Origin of the sequence: Caulobacter sp. Root343 (genome assembly GCF_001425745.1) — a bacterium.
GTDB lineage: Bacteria > Pseudomonadota > Alphaproteobacteria > Caulobacterales > Caulobacteraceae > Caulobacter.
In genome coordinates, this window is record NZ_LMDF01000001.1 from 218,073 (window position 1) to 231,069 (window position 12,997).

General features: G+C 67.9%; 12 protein-coding genes and 2 pseudogenes. 11 read left to right on the forward strand and 3 right to left on the reverse strand.

What is annotated here, in order from left to right; translation table 11 throughout:
• Positions 1-75: 75 nt before the first annotated feature.
• Genes ASC70_RS01120 through ASC70_RS01135 form a run of 4 tightly spaced genes read left to right on the forward strand, consistent with a single transcriptional unit; the run spans position 76 to position 5,806 of the window.
• Positions 76-1,668: a carboxyl transferase domain-containing protein gene (locus tag ASC70_RS01120; RefSeq protein ID WP_056045603.1), complete on the forward strand. Its 1,593-nt coding sequence runs from the start codon at positions 76-78 to the stop codon at positions 1,666-1,668.
• Between the two features lie 25 nt (positions 1,669-1,693).
• Positions 1,694-2,533, forward strand: a complete 840-nt coding sequence (locus ASC70_RS01125) for an enoyl-CoA hydratase-related protein (RefSeq protein ID WP_056045606.1) — start codon at positions 1,694-1,696, stop codon at positions 2,531-2,533.
• 28 nt (positions 2,534-2,561) lie between these two features.
• Positions 2,562-3,833 (forward strand): DUF3667 domain-containing protein, encoded by a 1,272-nt coding sequence (locus tag ASC70_RS01130; RefSeq protein ID WP_056045608.1) that lies wholly within the window; start codon positions 2,562-2,564, stop codon positions 3,831-3,833.
• Positions 3,834-3,841: 8 nt separating this feature from the next.
• Entirely contained in the window at positions 3,842-5,806 is a 1,965-nt protein-coding gene (locus ASC70_RS01135) for an acetyl/propionyl/methylcrotonyl-CoA carboxylase subunit alpha (RefSeq protein ID WP_056045611.1), read from the forward strand.
• Positions 5,807-6,334: 528 nt separating this feature from the next.
• Here ASC70_RS01135 and ASC70_RS25375 read toward each other — a convergent pair.
• Positions 6,335-6,424, reverse strand: a pseudogene (locus tag ASC70_RS25375) (hypothetical protein); the annotation flags it as partial.
• A 91-nt stretch (positions 6,425-6,515) separates the two neighbouring features.
• Here ASC70_RS25375 and ASC70_RS01140 point away from each other — a divergent pair.
• Entirely contained in the window at positions 6,516-7,112 is a 597-nt protein-coding gene (locus ASC70_RS01140; RefSeq protein WP_156400865.1) for a hypothetical protein, read from the forward strand.
• 105 nt (positions 7,113-7,217) lie between these two features.
• Here the strand turns inward: ASC70_RS01140 and ASC70_RS01145 are convergent, their stop codons facing one another.
• Positions 7,218-8,171 carry an amidohydrolase family protein gene (locus tag ASC70_RS01145; RefSeq protein WP_056045613.1) on the reverse strand — a complete coding sequence of 318 codons (954 nt, stop codon included), beginning with the start codon at positions 8,169-8,171 and terminating at the stop codon, positions 7,218-7,220.
• A 307-nt stretch (positions 8,172-8,478) separates the two neighbouring features.
• Here ASC70_RS01145 and ASC70_RS01150 point away from each other — a divergent pair, with 307 nt between their 5' ends.
• Positions 8,479-8,880, forward strand: coding sequence for a DUF1489 family protein (locus tag ASC70_RS01150; protein ID WP_047412779.1), 402 nt, complete (start codon positions 8,479-8,481; stop codon positions 8,878-8,880).
• Between the two features lie 75 nt (positions 8,881-8,955).
• Positions 8,956-9,042, forward strand: a complete 87-nt coding sequence (locus tag ASC70_RS24725) for a hypothetical protein (RefSeq protein WP_156396102.1) — start codon at positions 8,956-8,958, stop codon at positions 9,040-9,042.
• Positions 9,043-9,052: 10 nt separating this feature from the next.
• Here ASC70_RS24725 and panC read toward each other — a convergent pair whose 3' ends face one another.
• Positions 9,053-9,904, reverse strand: coding sequence for a pantoate--beta-alanine ligase (gene panC / locus ASC70_RS01155; protein WP_056045615.1), 852 nt, complete (start codon positions 9,902-9,904; stop codon positions 9,053-9,055).
• A 220-nt stretch (positions 9,905-10,124) separates the two neighbouring features.
• Between panC and ASC70_RS01160 the strand changes: the two genes are divergently transcribed.
• The 4 genes and pseudogenes from ASC70_RS01160 to ASC70_RS01170 all read left to right on the forward strand — a co-directional run bounded on the left by ASC70_RS01160 (position 10,125) and on the right by ASC70_RS01170 (position 12,865).
• Positions 10,125-10,961, forward strand: coding sequence for a division plane positioning ATPase MipZ (locus ASC70_RS01160; RefSeq protein WP_047412784.1), 837 nt, complete (start codon positions 10,125-10,127; stop codon positions 10,959-10,961).
• 72 nt (positions 10,962-11,033) lie between these two features.
• Positions 11,034-11,468: a DnaJ domain-containing protein gene (locus tag ASC70_RS01165; protein ID WP_056045618.1), complete on the forward strand. Its 435-nt coding sequence runs from the start codon at positions 11,034-11,036 to the stop codon at positions 11,466-11,468.
• A 14-nt stretch (positions 11,469-11,482) separates the two neighbouring features.
• Positions 11,483-11,542, forward strand: a complete 60-nt coding sequence (locus ASC70_RS24730) for a hypothetical protein (RefSeq protein ID WP_024265769.1) — start codon at positions 11,483-11,485, stop codon at positions 11,540-11,542.
• A 4-nt stretch (positions 11,543-11,546) separates the two neighbouring features.
• Positions 11,547-12,865: pseudogene (locus ASC70_RS01170) on the forward strand (PLP-dependent aminotransferase family protein).
• The last annotated feature ends 132 nt before the right edge of the window (positions 12,866-12,997 follow it).

Genomic DNA, 12,997 nt, shown 5'->3' on the forward strand with positions numbered 1-12,997 from the left:
GGCTCTGAACCTTCGTGTTCGGGGTCCAAAAAACTCCGACTTCCGGGCCAGGGTGGAAAAGGCTAAGCGTCATTCATGCCGAAGTTGAACTCCGTTATCGACGCGTCCGGTGATGCTTTCGCCCGTAACGCCGCCCACAATCGCGCTCTGGCCCAAGACCTGCGCGCAAAGGTCGCGGCGGCGGCGCTGGGTGGTCCGGAGAGTTCGCGCGAACGCCACGCCGCCCGCGGCAAGCTGCTGCCCCGCCAGCGCGTCGAGCGTCTGCTGGATCCCGGCTCGCCCTTCCTGGAGATCGGCCAGCTGGCCGCCTGCGACCTCTATGACGGCGAGGCGCCGGGCGCCGGCATGATCTGCGGCATAGGCCGGGTGTCGGGCCGTGAGGTGATGATCGTCGCCAACGACGCCACGGTGAAGGGCGGCGCCTATTTCCCGATGACGGTGAAGAAGCACCTGCGGGCCCAGGAGATCGCCGCCCAGAACCGCCTGCCGTGCGTCTATCTGGTCGACAGCGGCGGCGCGAACCTGCCGCACCAGGCCGAGGTCTTCCCCGACCGCGACCACTTCGGCCGCATCTTCTTCAACCAGGCGCGGATGAGCGCCGCGGGCATTCCGCAGATCGCCTGCGTCATGGGCTCATGCACCGCCGGCGGCGCCTATGTCCCGGCGATGAGCGACGAGACCGTCATCGTCCGCAACCAGGGCACTATCTTCCTGGCCGGTCCGCCGCTGGTGAAGGCCGCCACGGGCGAGGTCATCTCGGCCGAGGAGCTGGGTGGGGCCGACACCCACGGCCGCCGCTCCGGCGTCGTCGACCACGTGGCCGAGAACGACGAGCACGCGCTGGAGATCGTCCGCGCGATCGTCGCCAACCTGAACACGACCAAGCCGCAAGAGCTGGTCATCGCCGACGCCGAGCCGCCGGCCTATGATCCGGAAGAGCTGTACGGCATCGTCCCGACCGACGTCCGCGCGCCTTACGACGTGCGCGAGGTGATCGCCCGCATCGTCGACGGCAGCCAGTTCGACGAGTTCAAGGCGCTGTACGGCACGACCCTGGTCTGCGGCTTCGCCCGCATCTGGGGGCAGCCGGTGGCGATTCTGGCTAATAATGGCGTGCTGTTCAGCGAGAGCGCGCTGAAGGGCGCGCACTTCATCGAACTGGCCTGCAAGCGTAAGATTCCATTGGTGTTCTTGCAGAACATCTCGGGCTTCATGGTCGGCGGCAAGTACGAGGCCGGCGGCATCGCCAAGGACGGCGCCAAGCTGGTCACCGCCGTGGCGTCGGCCGAGGTTCCGAAGTTCACCGTCCTGATCGGCGGCAGCTTCGGGGCCGGCAACTACGGCATGTGCGGCCGCGCCTACAGCCCGCGCTTCCTGTTCACCTGGCCCAACAGCCGCATCTCGGTGATGGGCGGCGAGCAGGCCGCCAGCGTGCTGGCCACCGTCCACCGCGACGCCGCCAAGTGGACGCCCGAGGAGGCCGAGGCCTTCAAGGCCCCGATCCGCCAGCGCTATGAGGACGAGGGCAATCCCTATCATGCGACGGCGCGGCTCTGGGATGACGGGATCATTGATCCGGCTCAAACCCGCGACGTCCTGGGTCTGGCCATCTCGGCAAGCCTGAACGCACCGATCCCGGAGACCACCTTCGGCGTTTTCCGGATGTAGCGTCGATAAAGAGAAAGAGCCCGCCATGACCAACCCCATCGCCGATCCCATCGTCGAAGTGCCCGACACCGACGCGATGAGTCCGCTGGTCCACATGGACAGCACGCCCGAGGGCGCGGTCACCGTGTGGATCAACCGCCCGGACAAGAAGAACGCCTTCGACGCCGAGACCATCGCGGCCCTGCGCCAGACCTTCGAGACGCTGCACGGGGCCGAGGGCGTGCGGATCGTGTTCCTGCGCGGCGTCGGCGGCGCGTTCAGCGCCGGGGCCGATCTGGAATGGATGGGCGCGGCCGTCGACTGGGACGAGGACGACAACCGCGACGACGCGCTCGAGCTGGCTCACATGCTCAAGGCCCTGCACGACATCCCGGCCCTGACCGTGGCGCTCGTGGAAGGTCCGGCCTACGGCGGCGGCGCGGGCCTGGTGGCGGCCTGCGACCACGCCCTGGCCCTGGTCGACGCCAAGTTCGCCTTCTCCGAGGTCAAGCTGGGCCTGACTCCGGCGACGATCAGCCCCTATGTCATCCAGGCGCTGGGGCCGCGCACGGCCAAGCTGCTGTTCGCCACCGGGCGGGTGTTCGACGCCGGCGACGCCTGGGGCTATGGCCTGGTCGACGAGGTGTTCGACGACGTGGCCAGCCTGGAAGCGGCCCGCGACGCCCTGATCGAGGAAATGGCCCCTTGCGCCCCCGGCGCGATCGGCGACGCCAAGGCCCTGGTCAACGACTTCGCTGGTCAGAAACTCGACAGGGGCCTGATCGAGGAGAGCGCTCGTCGCATCGCGCGGCGCCGCGTCTCCGAAGAGGGACAAGAAGGCGTGCGCGCCTTCCTCGGCCGTCGTAAACCGTCCTGGGCTGAGTAGACTCAACTTCAGGCGTTAAGGGGGCGTGATGACGGCGGCGGATCTGGAAGCAGGGGCGGCGGACTCGGCGGCGAGTTTCATTCGCCCGAGGAAGAAGCCCTTCACCCACCAGGGCGAGCCCTGCAAGAATTGCGGGACGCCCCTGGAGGGCTGGTACTGCTATTCGTGCGGCCAGAATGCCGACACTCATCACCGCTCGATCCTGCACCTGATCTGGGAAGCCATCGAGGGGATGTTCCACCTCGATGGTCGCCTGGCCAACACCTTGCCGCTGCTGTTCTTCAGGCCTGGCAAGCTGGCCAAGGACTATATGGAAGGCCGGATCGTGCGGCACGTGCCGCCGTTCCGCACCTTCCTGGTGGCGCTGCTGCTGTTCATCTTCGCGGCCGAGCACGCGATCCACAACATCAAGCACGGCCAGGAGCTGAAGGAAGAGAAGGAGGCGGCCCAACTCGCGACGCCGCAGGGCCGCAAGGCCAAGGCCGACGAGATGCGCAAGGACGCTGTCGTCGATCGCGACGATCGCCTCAAGGACGCCGCCGAGACGCGCGACGAGGATCTCAAGGAAGAGGGCGCCGACAAGGCCAAGATCGCCGAGCGTTACGACGCCAAGGTGAAGAAGGCCCAGAGGCGCTACGCCGAGAAGATCGCCGACGCCAACGCCCTGGAAAACAATCCCAACGCCGCCGCCGAAGCCCTGGCCAAGATCAAGGACAAGAACAGCAAGGCCGCCGAACAGATCCGGGGCATCGACTTCAAGAACGGCGTCGACATGGTGCAGATCACCAGTGACGACGCCGCCAGCGGCCAGACGACCACCAACAATGTCCGCGTCGTCGCGCCCGACGAGCACAGCGCCAACCGCCACATCGGCGGCTGGTTCAAGGAAGGCCTGGCCAAGGCCGTCGAGAACCCCGACTACTACATGGTCGTGATGTTCGGCTGGGCGCATCGCCTGGCGGTGCTGCTGCTGCCGATCATCGGCCTTTCCCTGGCGCTGGTCTATATGAACAAGCGTCAGTACTTCATCTACGATCATCTTCTGGTGGCCACCAATCTGCTGTCGTTCTCGTTCCTGGTGAACGCCATCGGCATGGTGCTGCCGGGCTTCCTGGTCGCCGCCTGGCTCGGGATCGTGTCGCTCTGGACGCCGATCAACCTGTTCCAGACCCTGCGCGGCGGCTACGGCTCCAGCATCATCGGCGCCCTGTTCAAGACCCTGGTCGTCTGGATGATCAGCGTGACTTCGTTCGGCATCCTGGTCGCCGGCCTGATGCTCTTCTCACTTGCCCAGATGTAGGTTCCGCCTTGCTCTCCTCCGTCCTGATCGCCAATCGCGGCGAGATCGCCCGCCGCATCATCCGCACCGCCCGTGAGCTGGGCGTGCGGACGATCGCCGTCTATTCCGAGGCGGACGCCAACGCGCCGTTCGTGATGGAGGCGGACGCGGCGATCCTGATCGGGCCGGCCCCGGCCAAGGAGAGCTATCTCGACCCGAAGAAGATCCTGGCGGCCGCCAAGCAGATGGGCGCCGACGCCATCCACCCCGGCTACGGCTTCCTGTCCGAGAACGCCGACTTCGCCCAGAGCGTGATCGACGCGGGCCTGACCTGGATCGGTCCGCCGCCCTCGGCGATCCGCGCCATGGGCCTGAAGGACGCCGCCAAGGCGGTGATGATCAAGGCCGGCGTGCCGACCACGCCGGGCTATCTCGGCGAGGACCAGTCGGCCGAGCGCCTGGCCCTCGAGGCCGGCAAGATCGGCTATCCGGTGCTGATCAAGGCCGTGGCCGGCGGCGGCGGCAAGGGCATGCGCAAGGTCGAGCGGGCGGAAGACTTCGAGGCCGCCCTGAGCTCGTGCCGCCGCGAGGCCTCGGCGGCGTTCGGCGACGACCGGGTGCTGCTGGAGAAGTACGTCACCCGTCCGCGCCACATCGAGGTGCAGGTGTTCGGCGACCAGCACGGCAATGTCGTCCACCTGTTCGAGCGCGACTGCTCGCTGCAGCGCCGCCACCAGAAGGTCATCGAGGAAGCGCCGGCCCCCGGCATGGACGAGGTCACGCGCGCCGCCGTCTGCGCCGCCGCGGTCAAGGCCGCCCAGGCGGTCGGCTATGTCGGCGCCGGTACGGTCGAGTTCATCGCCGACGCCAGCGAGGGCCTGCGCGCCGACCGCATCTGGTTCATGGAGATGAACACCCGTCTGCAGGTCGAGCACCCGGTCACCGAGATGGTCACCGGCCAGGATCTGGTCGAGTGGCAGCTGCGGGTCGCGTCCGGTGAGGCGCTGCCGTTGGAGCAGGACGAGATCACCCTCGACGGCTGGGCCATGGAAGCCCGCCTCTACGCCGAGAACCCGGCCACGGGATTCCTGCCGTCGACCGGCAAGCTGAAACACTTCCGCCTGCCCGAAGGCGACGTCCGCGTCGACAGCGCGGTCGAGGAGGGCGGCGAGGTCACGCCCTATTACGATCCGATGATCGCCAAGCTGATCGCCCATGGCGTCGATCGCGAGGACGCCGCCGCGCGCCTGGCCGAGGCCTGCGGCCTGGTCGAGGTCTGGCCGGTCAAGACCAACGCCGCCTTCCTGGCCAAGTGCGCTAGCCATCCTGATTTCATCGAGGGCCGGATCGACACCGGCTTTATCGAAGCGCGGCTGGACGAACTGACCGAGCGCGTCTTCAGCGACGCGCCGACCTTGGCCGCGATCGGTCAGAGGCTGGAAGCGTTCGGCGAGGCCGACACGCCGCGCGCCGACCCCTGGGCCAGCGCGCCGTCGCGCCTGCTCGGCTTCCGCATGAACGCCCCGCGCGCGGCCATGGACCTGCCGTTCAATGTCGACGGACAGCGGACGCCGCTGCGGGTGGCCCTGGTGGAGGGCGTGGATGACGACTGGTCCTGGGACATCACCGTCGAGGACGGCCGCGCCCTGGACGACGTCGAGGTCCTGCCGGGGATCTACGGCAAGGGCCCGTTCCACGCTTTCGAGGGCGGCGACGTCCGCGAATTCGACTTCACGGCCAAGGTCGGCGGGGCGGGCGAGGGGGCGGCGTCGGACGGCGCGATCCTGTCGCCGATGCCCGGCAAGATCGTCTCGGTCGCGGTCCAGGCCGGTCAGACGGTGACCAAGGGCCAGACCCTGCTGACGCTGGAAGCCATGAAGATGGAGCACGCCCTGGCCGCGCCGTTCGACGGCGTGGTGGCCGAGCTCTCCGCCACCTCTGGCGGCCAGGTCAGCGAGGGCGTGGTGCTGGCGCGGCTGGAAGCGCAGGGCTAGGCCGTCCATGGGATCTCCGCTTCACGCGGCTTGCCGCTGAAGTTTAGTGGGGAGGCGACGGAGCGGCCGGGCGAACCCGGAGACCGTGGGTGTTTGTGTGCGTTTCGGTTCGTCGTCCGCTCCGCCAGGCTGTTTTTGTCCGTGAGGATGGGGGGCGTGAGCGTCTTTCAGCTCGGGACCCCACTAGCCCCCGGACGGGCGCGGACCAAGTCGATCGGCTACATCCGTCTCGACCCCGACGATCCACGATAGGCGGCTTGTACGATCACCACCCTGTCGCTCCGCTGTTGGCTTTGATCCCGGACGATCCCGCCACCCGCACGCGCTCCTAAAGAGTAAGCCGTGCGACCTGGCGAGGCCGCCGGGAACCGCCAGCGGCCCCGCTCAACCTATCCCCATCGCCGCTTCGGGCCGGATCCAAGCGCCCTCCCCTTGCGACGGGGACAGCGATCATTCAGAGACGCGTAAAAGTGAGAAGTGGTTGATTTCGCTGGGTTCGATCTCGCGAACGCCGGGGATACAGCCCGCTCAATCCCCGTACTTGCCCCCTCCGCGCCTGCGGCGCTCCTCCCCCGGAGGGGGAAGAAGGTTACCCTTCCGCCCCCTCCGGGGGCGGACGACCACGCGACGCGTGGTCAGGTGGGGGCTCTGCGGCGTTGGCCGGAGTGACCTTACCCAGGAAGCTCCGCCCGTTGGGTCCTGGTCTGGCTTGCGTGACGGCAACTCGTGGTTGATGCTGATCGTCGGACGCTGGAGCCTGGGTTGCGCTGCGCCCAAGCCGCCATCGGACTCCGTCGCGAAAGAGGGAGTGACCATGCCGCGACTTCGCCACGCACTCTGGATCGCCGCCTTGATGCTCCCGGCCGCCGCCGTCGCCGACGGCCGAGAGCCCTATATCTCCTGGGGCAAGGCGGGGGTCCCCTTTGAACGGTATCGCGAAGACTCGATCACCTGCGGGGCCAAGGGCGCGACGCGCGATATGCGCGAGCAGACAGCCTTCAAGGACGTAATCCACGGCAAGAATTTCCAAGACAGCGCTCTCGATCGCGGCGACGCCGTCGAATATGTCATGATCTACCAGCGTAATTTCCGGGGCAACGTTCCGAAATTGCAGCGGTTTCTGGTCAATGGCGTGGAAGAATGCCTGATGGGGAAAGACTACGCGCCGTTCGCGCTTACGCGTGGGCAGGCGGAGCAATTGTCCAAATATGAGAAGGGGTCACAAGATCGCTTCCATTACCTGCATCAACTCTCGAGCGATCCAAAAATCCTGCAGGCGCAGGCGCTAGGAATTGCTCGAAAGTAGAGCGGCGGCGGCCGGACGCGGGCGGGCCATCCCGTCGCCGGGTTCGTCCGCGATCCGCCGCGATATGGGCCTTCAGGGGTGGTCCCCAAACAGAACCGCCGCCGCCTAGGTCTCCGCCAGCTTGTAGAAGCGGACCGCGTTGTCGTGGAAGATGTCCTGCTTCTGCGCCTCCGTCAGGAACGTGGCCGCCTCGACGGCCTGGACCGAAAGGCCGATCGCGTCGGGCCAGAACATGTGATCCGATCCGAACATGATCCGCTTGCTGAAACCGGCCTCCACCAGCTGGCGCAGGATCCCGTGGAAGGCGGGGCGAGGCATCAGCCAGGCCAGGGCGCCGGTGTCGAGGTTCACGTTCGGATACAGCATCAGGATGGCGATCGTCTCTTCGAGATAGGGCCAGCCGCCATGCATCAGGTTCAGGCGTAGCTTCGGATGTTTGTTGAGCGCCTCCTCGACATATTCGGGATTGCCGAGACGCGCCCGGGCCGTGCGGCAGCAGGGGTCGAAGGTGGTTCCGCCGGGCATCGAGCCGGTGTGCAGCGCCACCGGGATGTCGAACTCCTCGGCGAGCGACAGGTAAGGGTCGTATTTCGGGTCGCCGAGCGGCAGGCCGGCATATTGCGAGGTCACCTCGCCCAGCACCTTGATGCTGCCGTCGGCGAACGCCTTGCGCAGCGTGTCGAGCGGCGGCAGCGGCGTGTCGTCGGAGCCGCGGACGCCCGCACCGGCGACGAAACGGGCAGGATCGCGATCATGCCAGTCGGTCGCAGCCTTCAGCCGATCGCCGTCGCCGCCGCTGACGACGCCCTTGACCACATTGTGCCGCTTCATCTCGGCGATGCAGGCTTCCATGTGCTCGGCGCCATTGCGTATGGGGCTCTTGGCGCCGGTGATCGGATTGACGATCGGATCGGTGAAGGCGGTCGAGGCCGGATAGGCGTGCATGTGCACATCGATGATGCGGCGCGGCTTGGCGGGCGCGGCCAGCGCGCCTGGCGCGACCGTCGCGGCGACGGCGCCGCCGCCCAGCCTCAGGAAGTCCCTGCGTCCAATAGGCATCTGTTCGCTCCCACGGTCATGCTGCCGAGCGCTGTTGATTAGAGCAGGCGATGAAGCGGAGAAATGATCTGGGAGGTCATGGCGGGGAGGAAGGCGCGGCCTTGGCGGCGTCCCCGAAACAGAACCGCCGCTGCGGACGGCCCCCCACTAGGCGTCCGTAACGGCGGCGCCGGGCGCAAGCCCGTCCGCGCCCCCACAAGAACGCGATGACCTATTCGATAACGTTGTCATGCGAGGCGTCGATCGGTTTCGCTCGCCGGGCGAGCCGACATGTTGCCTCGCCCCGAATGCGCGCTATCTAGCGCCCATGGCGTTGCACATCATCAAACTGGTCGTCGGCTGCGATACGATCGAAGATCTCCTGGCCTGGCACAAGGAGGCGGACCGCCCCTGGATCATGCACACCCGCATGACGCCCAAGCGGATCGACGAGGTGCTGGACGGCGGCTCGCTGTATCGGGTGATCAAGGGCCAGATCCTGTGTCGCCAGAAGATCCTGGCCATCGATACGGTCGGCGCCGGTCCAGCCTCGCGCTGCGAGGTGACCGTGGATCCGCCGATCATCCGAGTGGCGCCGCAGCCGCGCCGGGCCTTCCAGGGGTGGCGCTATCTGAAGCCCGAGGACGTCCCGCCCGACCTGACGGAGGCGGAGGCCGCCGATCTGCCGGTCGAGCTCGCGCGGCAATTGCGCGAAATCGGCGCCTGGTGACTTTTAGGCGAGTTGTTAGTCAAATGGCAACCAGGGCGGGCGTCATCTTGTCGCAGGCAAGCGGAGATAATGACGATGAAAGCCGGTTACGCCGCCCTGGGAGTGGGCATGCTGTTCGTGGGCATGATCGTCGGGCTGCTGATCGCGCTGAAGCCCATCTAACGCGGCCGATTTATCCGACGTCCATATTGTCGATCAGCCGCGTCTTGCCAAGCCACGCGGCGATCAGGATCCGACCTCTGGCCTCGCCGATCGGGCCAGGACCCAGGCGCGACAGCTCGCTGGCCTCGCGCACCTCGACATAGTCCACCTGACCGAAGCCGGCCGCCTTCAGGGCGGCCGTCGCCGTTTGCTCTGCCTCGTCGATCCGTCCTCCGGCCGCCACGTGAACGGCCGCGGCCTTCATGGCCGTCGGCAGGGCGACGGCCGCCGCGCGCTCTTCCGTCGAGAGGTAGGCGTTGCGCGAGGACAGGGCCAGGCCGTCCTCGGCGCGCGCTGTCGGGGCGCCGATGATCTCGATCGGAATGTCGAGGTCGCGCGCCATGCGCTTGACCACCTGCAGCTGCTGATAGTCCTTCTCGCCGAACACGGCGACGTCGGCTTGCGACTGGATGAAGAGCTTGGCGACCACCGTCGCGACTCCGCCGAAGAACTGCGGACGCGCCGCGCCCTCCAGGGGTTCGGAGACGCCCGAGACCGTCACCGTCGTCGAAAAGCCCGGCGCGTACATCTCGGCCCCGTTCGGCGCGAACATCAGGTCGCAGCCGACCGAGGCCAGCTTCTCGGCGTCGATCGCCTCGCCGCGGGGATAGGCGTCGAAATCCTCGTGCGGGGCGAACTGCTTGGGATTGACGAAGACGCTGGCGATCACGCGCTGGGCCTTTTCCTGGGCGATGCGGATCAGCGACAGGTGGCCCTCGTGCAGGGCGCCCATGGTCGGGACCAGGGCCACGCGCTGGCCGGCGGCCTTCCAGGCGCGCACGTGCTCGCGCATCTCGGCGACGGTGCGGACGATGCTGGTCATGGCCTTGAGCCTCCACGCGGACAGGCCGCGCTTATGACGCCGGGGCGCTCGCAGGTCCACCATGCCCTTGGGAGAGCCCGCCCACGCTCAGTGGGCTCCGGGGCGGGGTGCGACAATTAAGCTTGTGGATTGAACCGGTTGACCCGCTAGGGCGGGGGTAACATCGTGTTAACCTTCAGTCCAAGGTCGCGCGAGTCGCGATGCATCAAGGATCGATCACATGGCCGAAACGCGCGTCATCGTCGTCGGCAACGAGAAGGGTGGAGCGGGCAAGTCCACGATCGCCGTCCACCTGGCCACCGCGCTGCTGTACGGCGGCGCCAAGGTCGCCGTGCTCGACCTCGACCTTCGCCAGCGCACCTCGGGCCGGTTCTTCGAGAACCGCCGCGCCTGGCTGGCCAGCAAGAAGCTGGATCTGCCGGAGCCCTTGTCGCTGAGCCTCAGCGACAACGACATCGTCCTCGCCGAGAAGGGAGACGACGAGCAGGTCGCCGGTTTCGAGGCCGCCTTCGCGCGGGGCCTGGCCGAGTGCGACTTCGTGCTGATCGACACCCCCGGCGGCGACAGCGCCATCACCCGCCTGGCCCACGGCCGCGCGGACCTGGTCGTGACGCCGATGAACGACAGCTTCGTCGACTTCGACATGCTGGGCACCGTCGACCCGGTGACCCTGGAGCTGACCAAGCCTAGCCTTTACTCGCTGACCGTCTGGGAAGGCCGCAAGCAGCGCGCCCTGTCGGGCCAGCGCCAGGCGATGGACTGGGTGGTGCTGCGCAACCGCCTGGCCACCACCGAGGCCCGCAACCGCAAGCGCCTGGAGGACCGGCTGACGGCCCTGGCCAAGCGGGTCGGCTTCCGCATCGGCCCCGGCCTGCGCGACCGCGTGATCTATCGCGAGCTGTTCCCGTTCGGCCTGACCATCGCCGACCTGTCGCCGCAGGTGCGGCCGGTGCCGGTGTCGCTGCAGCACCTGGCGGCGCGCCAGGAACTGCGCGCCCTGATGCACAGCCTGGGCCTGGCGGCCTATTCCGGCGAGACCCTGCTGGCGGCGCAGTAGGCGCTCGTCTAAGTTCGTGACGAGGCGGGCGGCCGGGGTGACCTTGCCGCCCGTTCTTTGTCTGGAGTTGCGATGCTGTACCTGCTGCTGGGCGCGGCCATCCTGGTTTTCCTGCTCTGGCCGCGCGGCCGGTCGCTGCTGAAGGGCGACGGCTGGCGGGTCGGGGCGGGCGCGGCCTCGATCGCCGCCTTCGCCGGGGCCGCCTACGCCACGATCCGAGGCTCGTGGGGCACGGGCATCGTCCTGGGCGTCATCGCCCTGTGGAGCGTCACCGAGGCTCGCCGCCGGCCGATCATCCGCCGCGAACTGGTTCGGCCGCCCAAGTCCGAACTCAGCCTGACCGAGGCGCGCGCGATCCTCGGCGTCAGTGCTGACGCCAGCCTGGCCGAGGTCAAGGCGGCCTACACCCGCCTGATCCAGCTGGCCCATCCCGACAAGGGCGGCACCGAGGGCTTGGCCGCCCAGCTGAACGCCGCGCGGGATCGTTTGATCAAGCGGCGCGGCTGAGCTAGGACAAGAGCATGATCAATCGCGAACGCTTCTGGCGCCGCCGCTCGTCGGGCCAAACCTGCTCGGTATGACGCCCTGACCTCGTTCAGGACGAGCCGTTTCGCGCGGCTCCAGGCGTCATCTTCAGTTCGGACTTCGATCATCCCATGACCACCCAAGACACCGACCGCGGCCAAGACTGGGCCGCGCGCTTCAGCGACCGCATGGCTCGCGTCCGCGCCAGCGAGATCCGCGAGCTGCTCAAGCTGCTGGACCAGCCCGACATCCTGTCGTTCGCCGGCGGCATTCCCGATCCCGGCCTGTTCCCGGCCGACCGGATCCAGGCTGGCTACGACGCCATCCTGGCCGACCCGGTGCTGTCGCGGCAGGCGCTGCAGTACTCGGTCAGCGAGGGCTACCTGCCGCTGCGCCAGTGGATCGCCGAGCGCATGACCCGTGACGGCATGCCGTGCGAGCCGCACAACATCATGCTGACGGCGGGCTCGCAGCAGGCGCTGGACCTGATCGGCAAGCTGTTCATCAGCAAGGGCGACACGGTGATGGTGGCCCGCCCGACCTATCTGGGCGCGCTGCAGGCCTTCAACGGTTATGAGCCGGCCTATCTGGATTTGCCGGAGACGGCGCTGAGCCAGGGCGTCGACGAGGAGGCCCTGATGGCCGGCCGCGCCCCGCGTCCGCTGGGCTATTTCGTGCCCGACTTCGCCAACCCGACCGGTGTCAGCCTGACCGGCGAGGAGCGCGAGGCGCTGCTGGCCCTGGCCGACCGCCTGGACATGACCCTGGTCGAGGACGCGGCCTATCGCGAGCTACGCTTCAGCGGCGAGCCGACCCCGACCCTGCTGGCGCTGGACATCGCCCGCGCCGGCGGGATCGACAACGCCCGGACCCTGTTCCTGGGCACCCTGTCCAAGACCCTGTCGCCGGCCTTGCGCATCGGCTGGGTCTGCGGGCCCAAGCCGGTGATCGAGAAGCTGGTCCTGCTGAAACAGGGCGCGGACCTGCATGTCTCGACGATCAACCAGATGGTCGCTCACCGCGCCGTCTGCGAAGGCTATGACCAGCACCTGCACCGCCTGCGCGGCGCCTATGGCGGCAAGGCGCGGGTGATCCTGACGGCCTTGGAGCGGCTGATGCCGGCCGGCGTGACCTGGTCGCATCCGGAAGGCGGCATGTTCGTCTGGGTGGACCTGCCGGAAGGGATCAACGGCGCGGCGCTGCTGGCGCGGGCGATCGAAGAGGAGCGCGTGGCCTTCGTGCCGGGCGCGCCGTTCTTCGCCGAGGTTCCGACGACCAACGCCATTCGCCTGAGCTATTCGCTGCCGACCGACGCGCAGATCGAAGAGGGCGTGGGGCGGTTGGCGCGGCTGATCGCCAAGGTGATGGCGGGCGCGTAGGCTCTCCACATCCGACCTCCCCGGCGAAGGCCGGGGCCCAGATCCACCCAGAGCGTCAGCCGTGAATGCGAAGAGCGCCGCGCGAAGCCGCACGGCGCTCTTGGGTTCGATCTGGACCCCGGCCTTCGCCGG

Coding starts and splice junctions, on each gene's coding strand:
- ASC70_RS01120 (WP_056045603.1), top strand. CDS start 76: ATGCCGAAGTTGAACTCCGTTATCGACGCGTCCGGTGATGCTTTCGCC.
- ASC70_RS01125 (WP_056045606.1), top strand. CDS start 1,694: ATGACCAACCCCATCGCCGATCCCATCGTCGAAGTGCCCGACACCGAC.
- ASC70_RS01130 (WP_056045608.1), top strand. CDS start 2,562: ATGACGGCGGCGGATCTGGAAGCAGGGGCGGCGGACTCGGCGGCGAGT.
- ASC70_RS01145 (WP_056045613.1), bottom strand. CDS start 8,171: ATGCCTATTGGACGCAGGGACTTCCTGAGGCTGGGCGGCGGCGCCGTC.
- ASC70_RS01150 (WP_047412779.1), top strand. CDS start 8,479: ATGGCGTTGCACATCATCAAACTGGTCGTCGGCTGCGATACGATCGAA.
- ASC70_RS24725 (WP_156396102.1), top strand. CDS start 8,956: ATGAAAGCCGGTTACGCCGCCCTGGGAGTGGGCATGCTGTTCGTGGGC.
- panC (WP_056045615.1), bottom strand. CDS start 9,904: ATGACCAGCATCGTCCGCACCGTCGCCGAGATGCGCGAGCACGTGCGC.
- ASC70_RS01160 (WP_047412784.1), top strand. CDS start 10,125: ATGGCCGAAACGCGCGTCATCGTCGTCGGCAACGAGAAGGGTGGAGCG.
- ASC70_RS01165 (WP_056045618.1), top strand. CDS start 11,034: ATGCTGTACCTGCTGCTGGGCGCGGCCATCCTGGTTTTCCTGCTCTGG.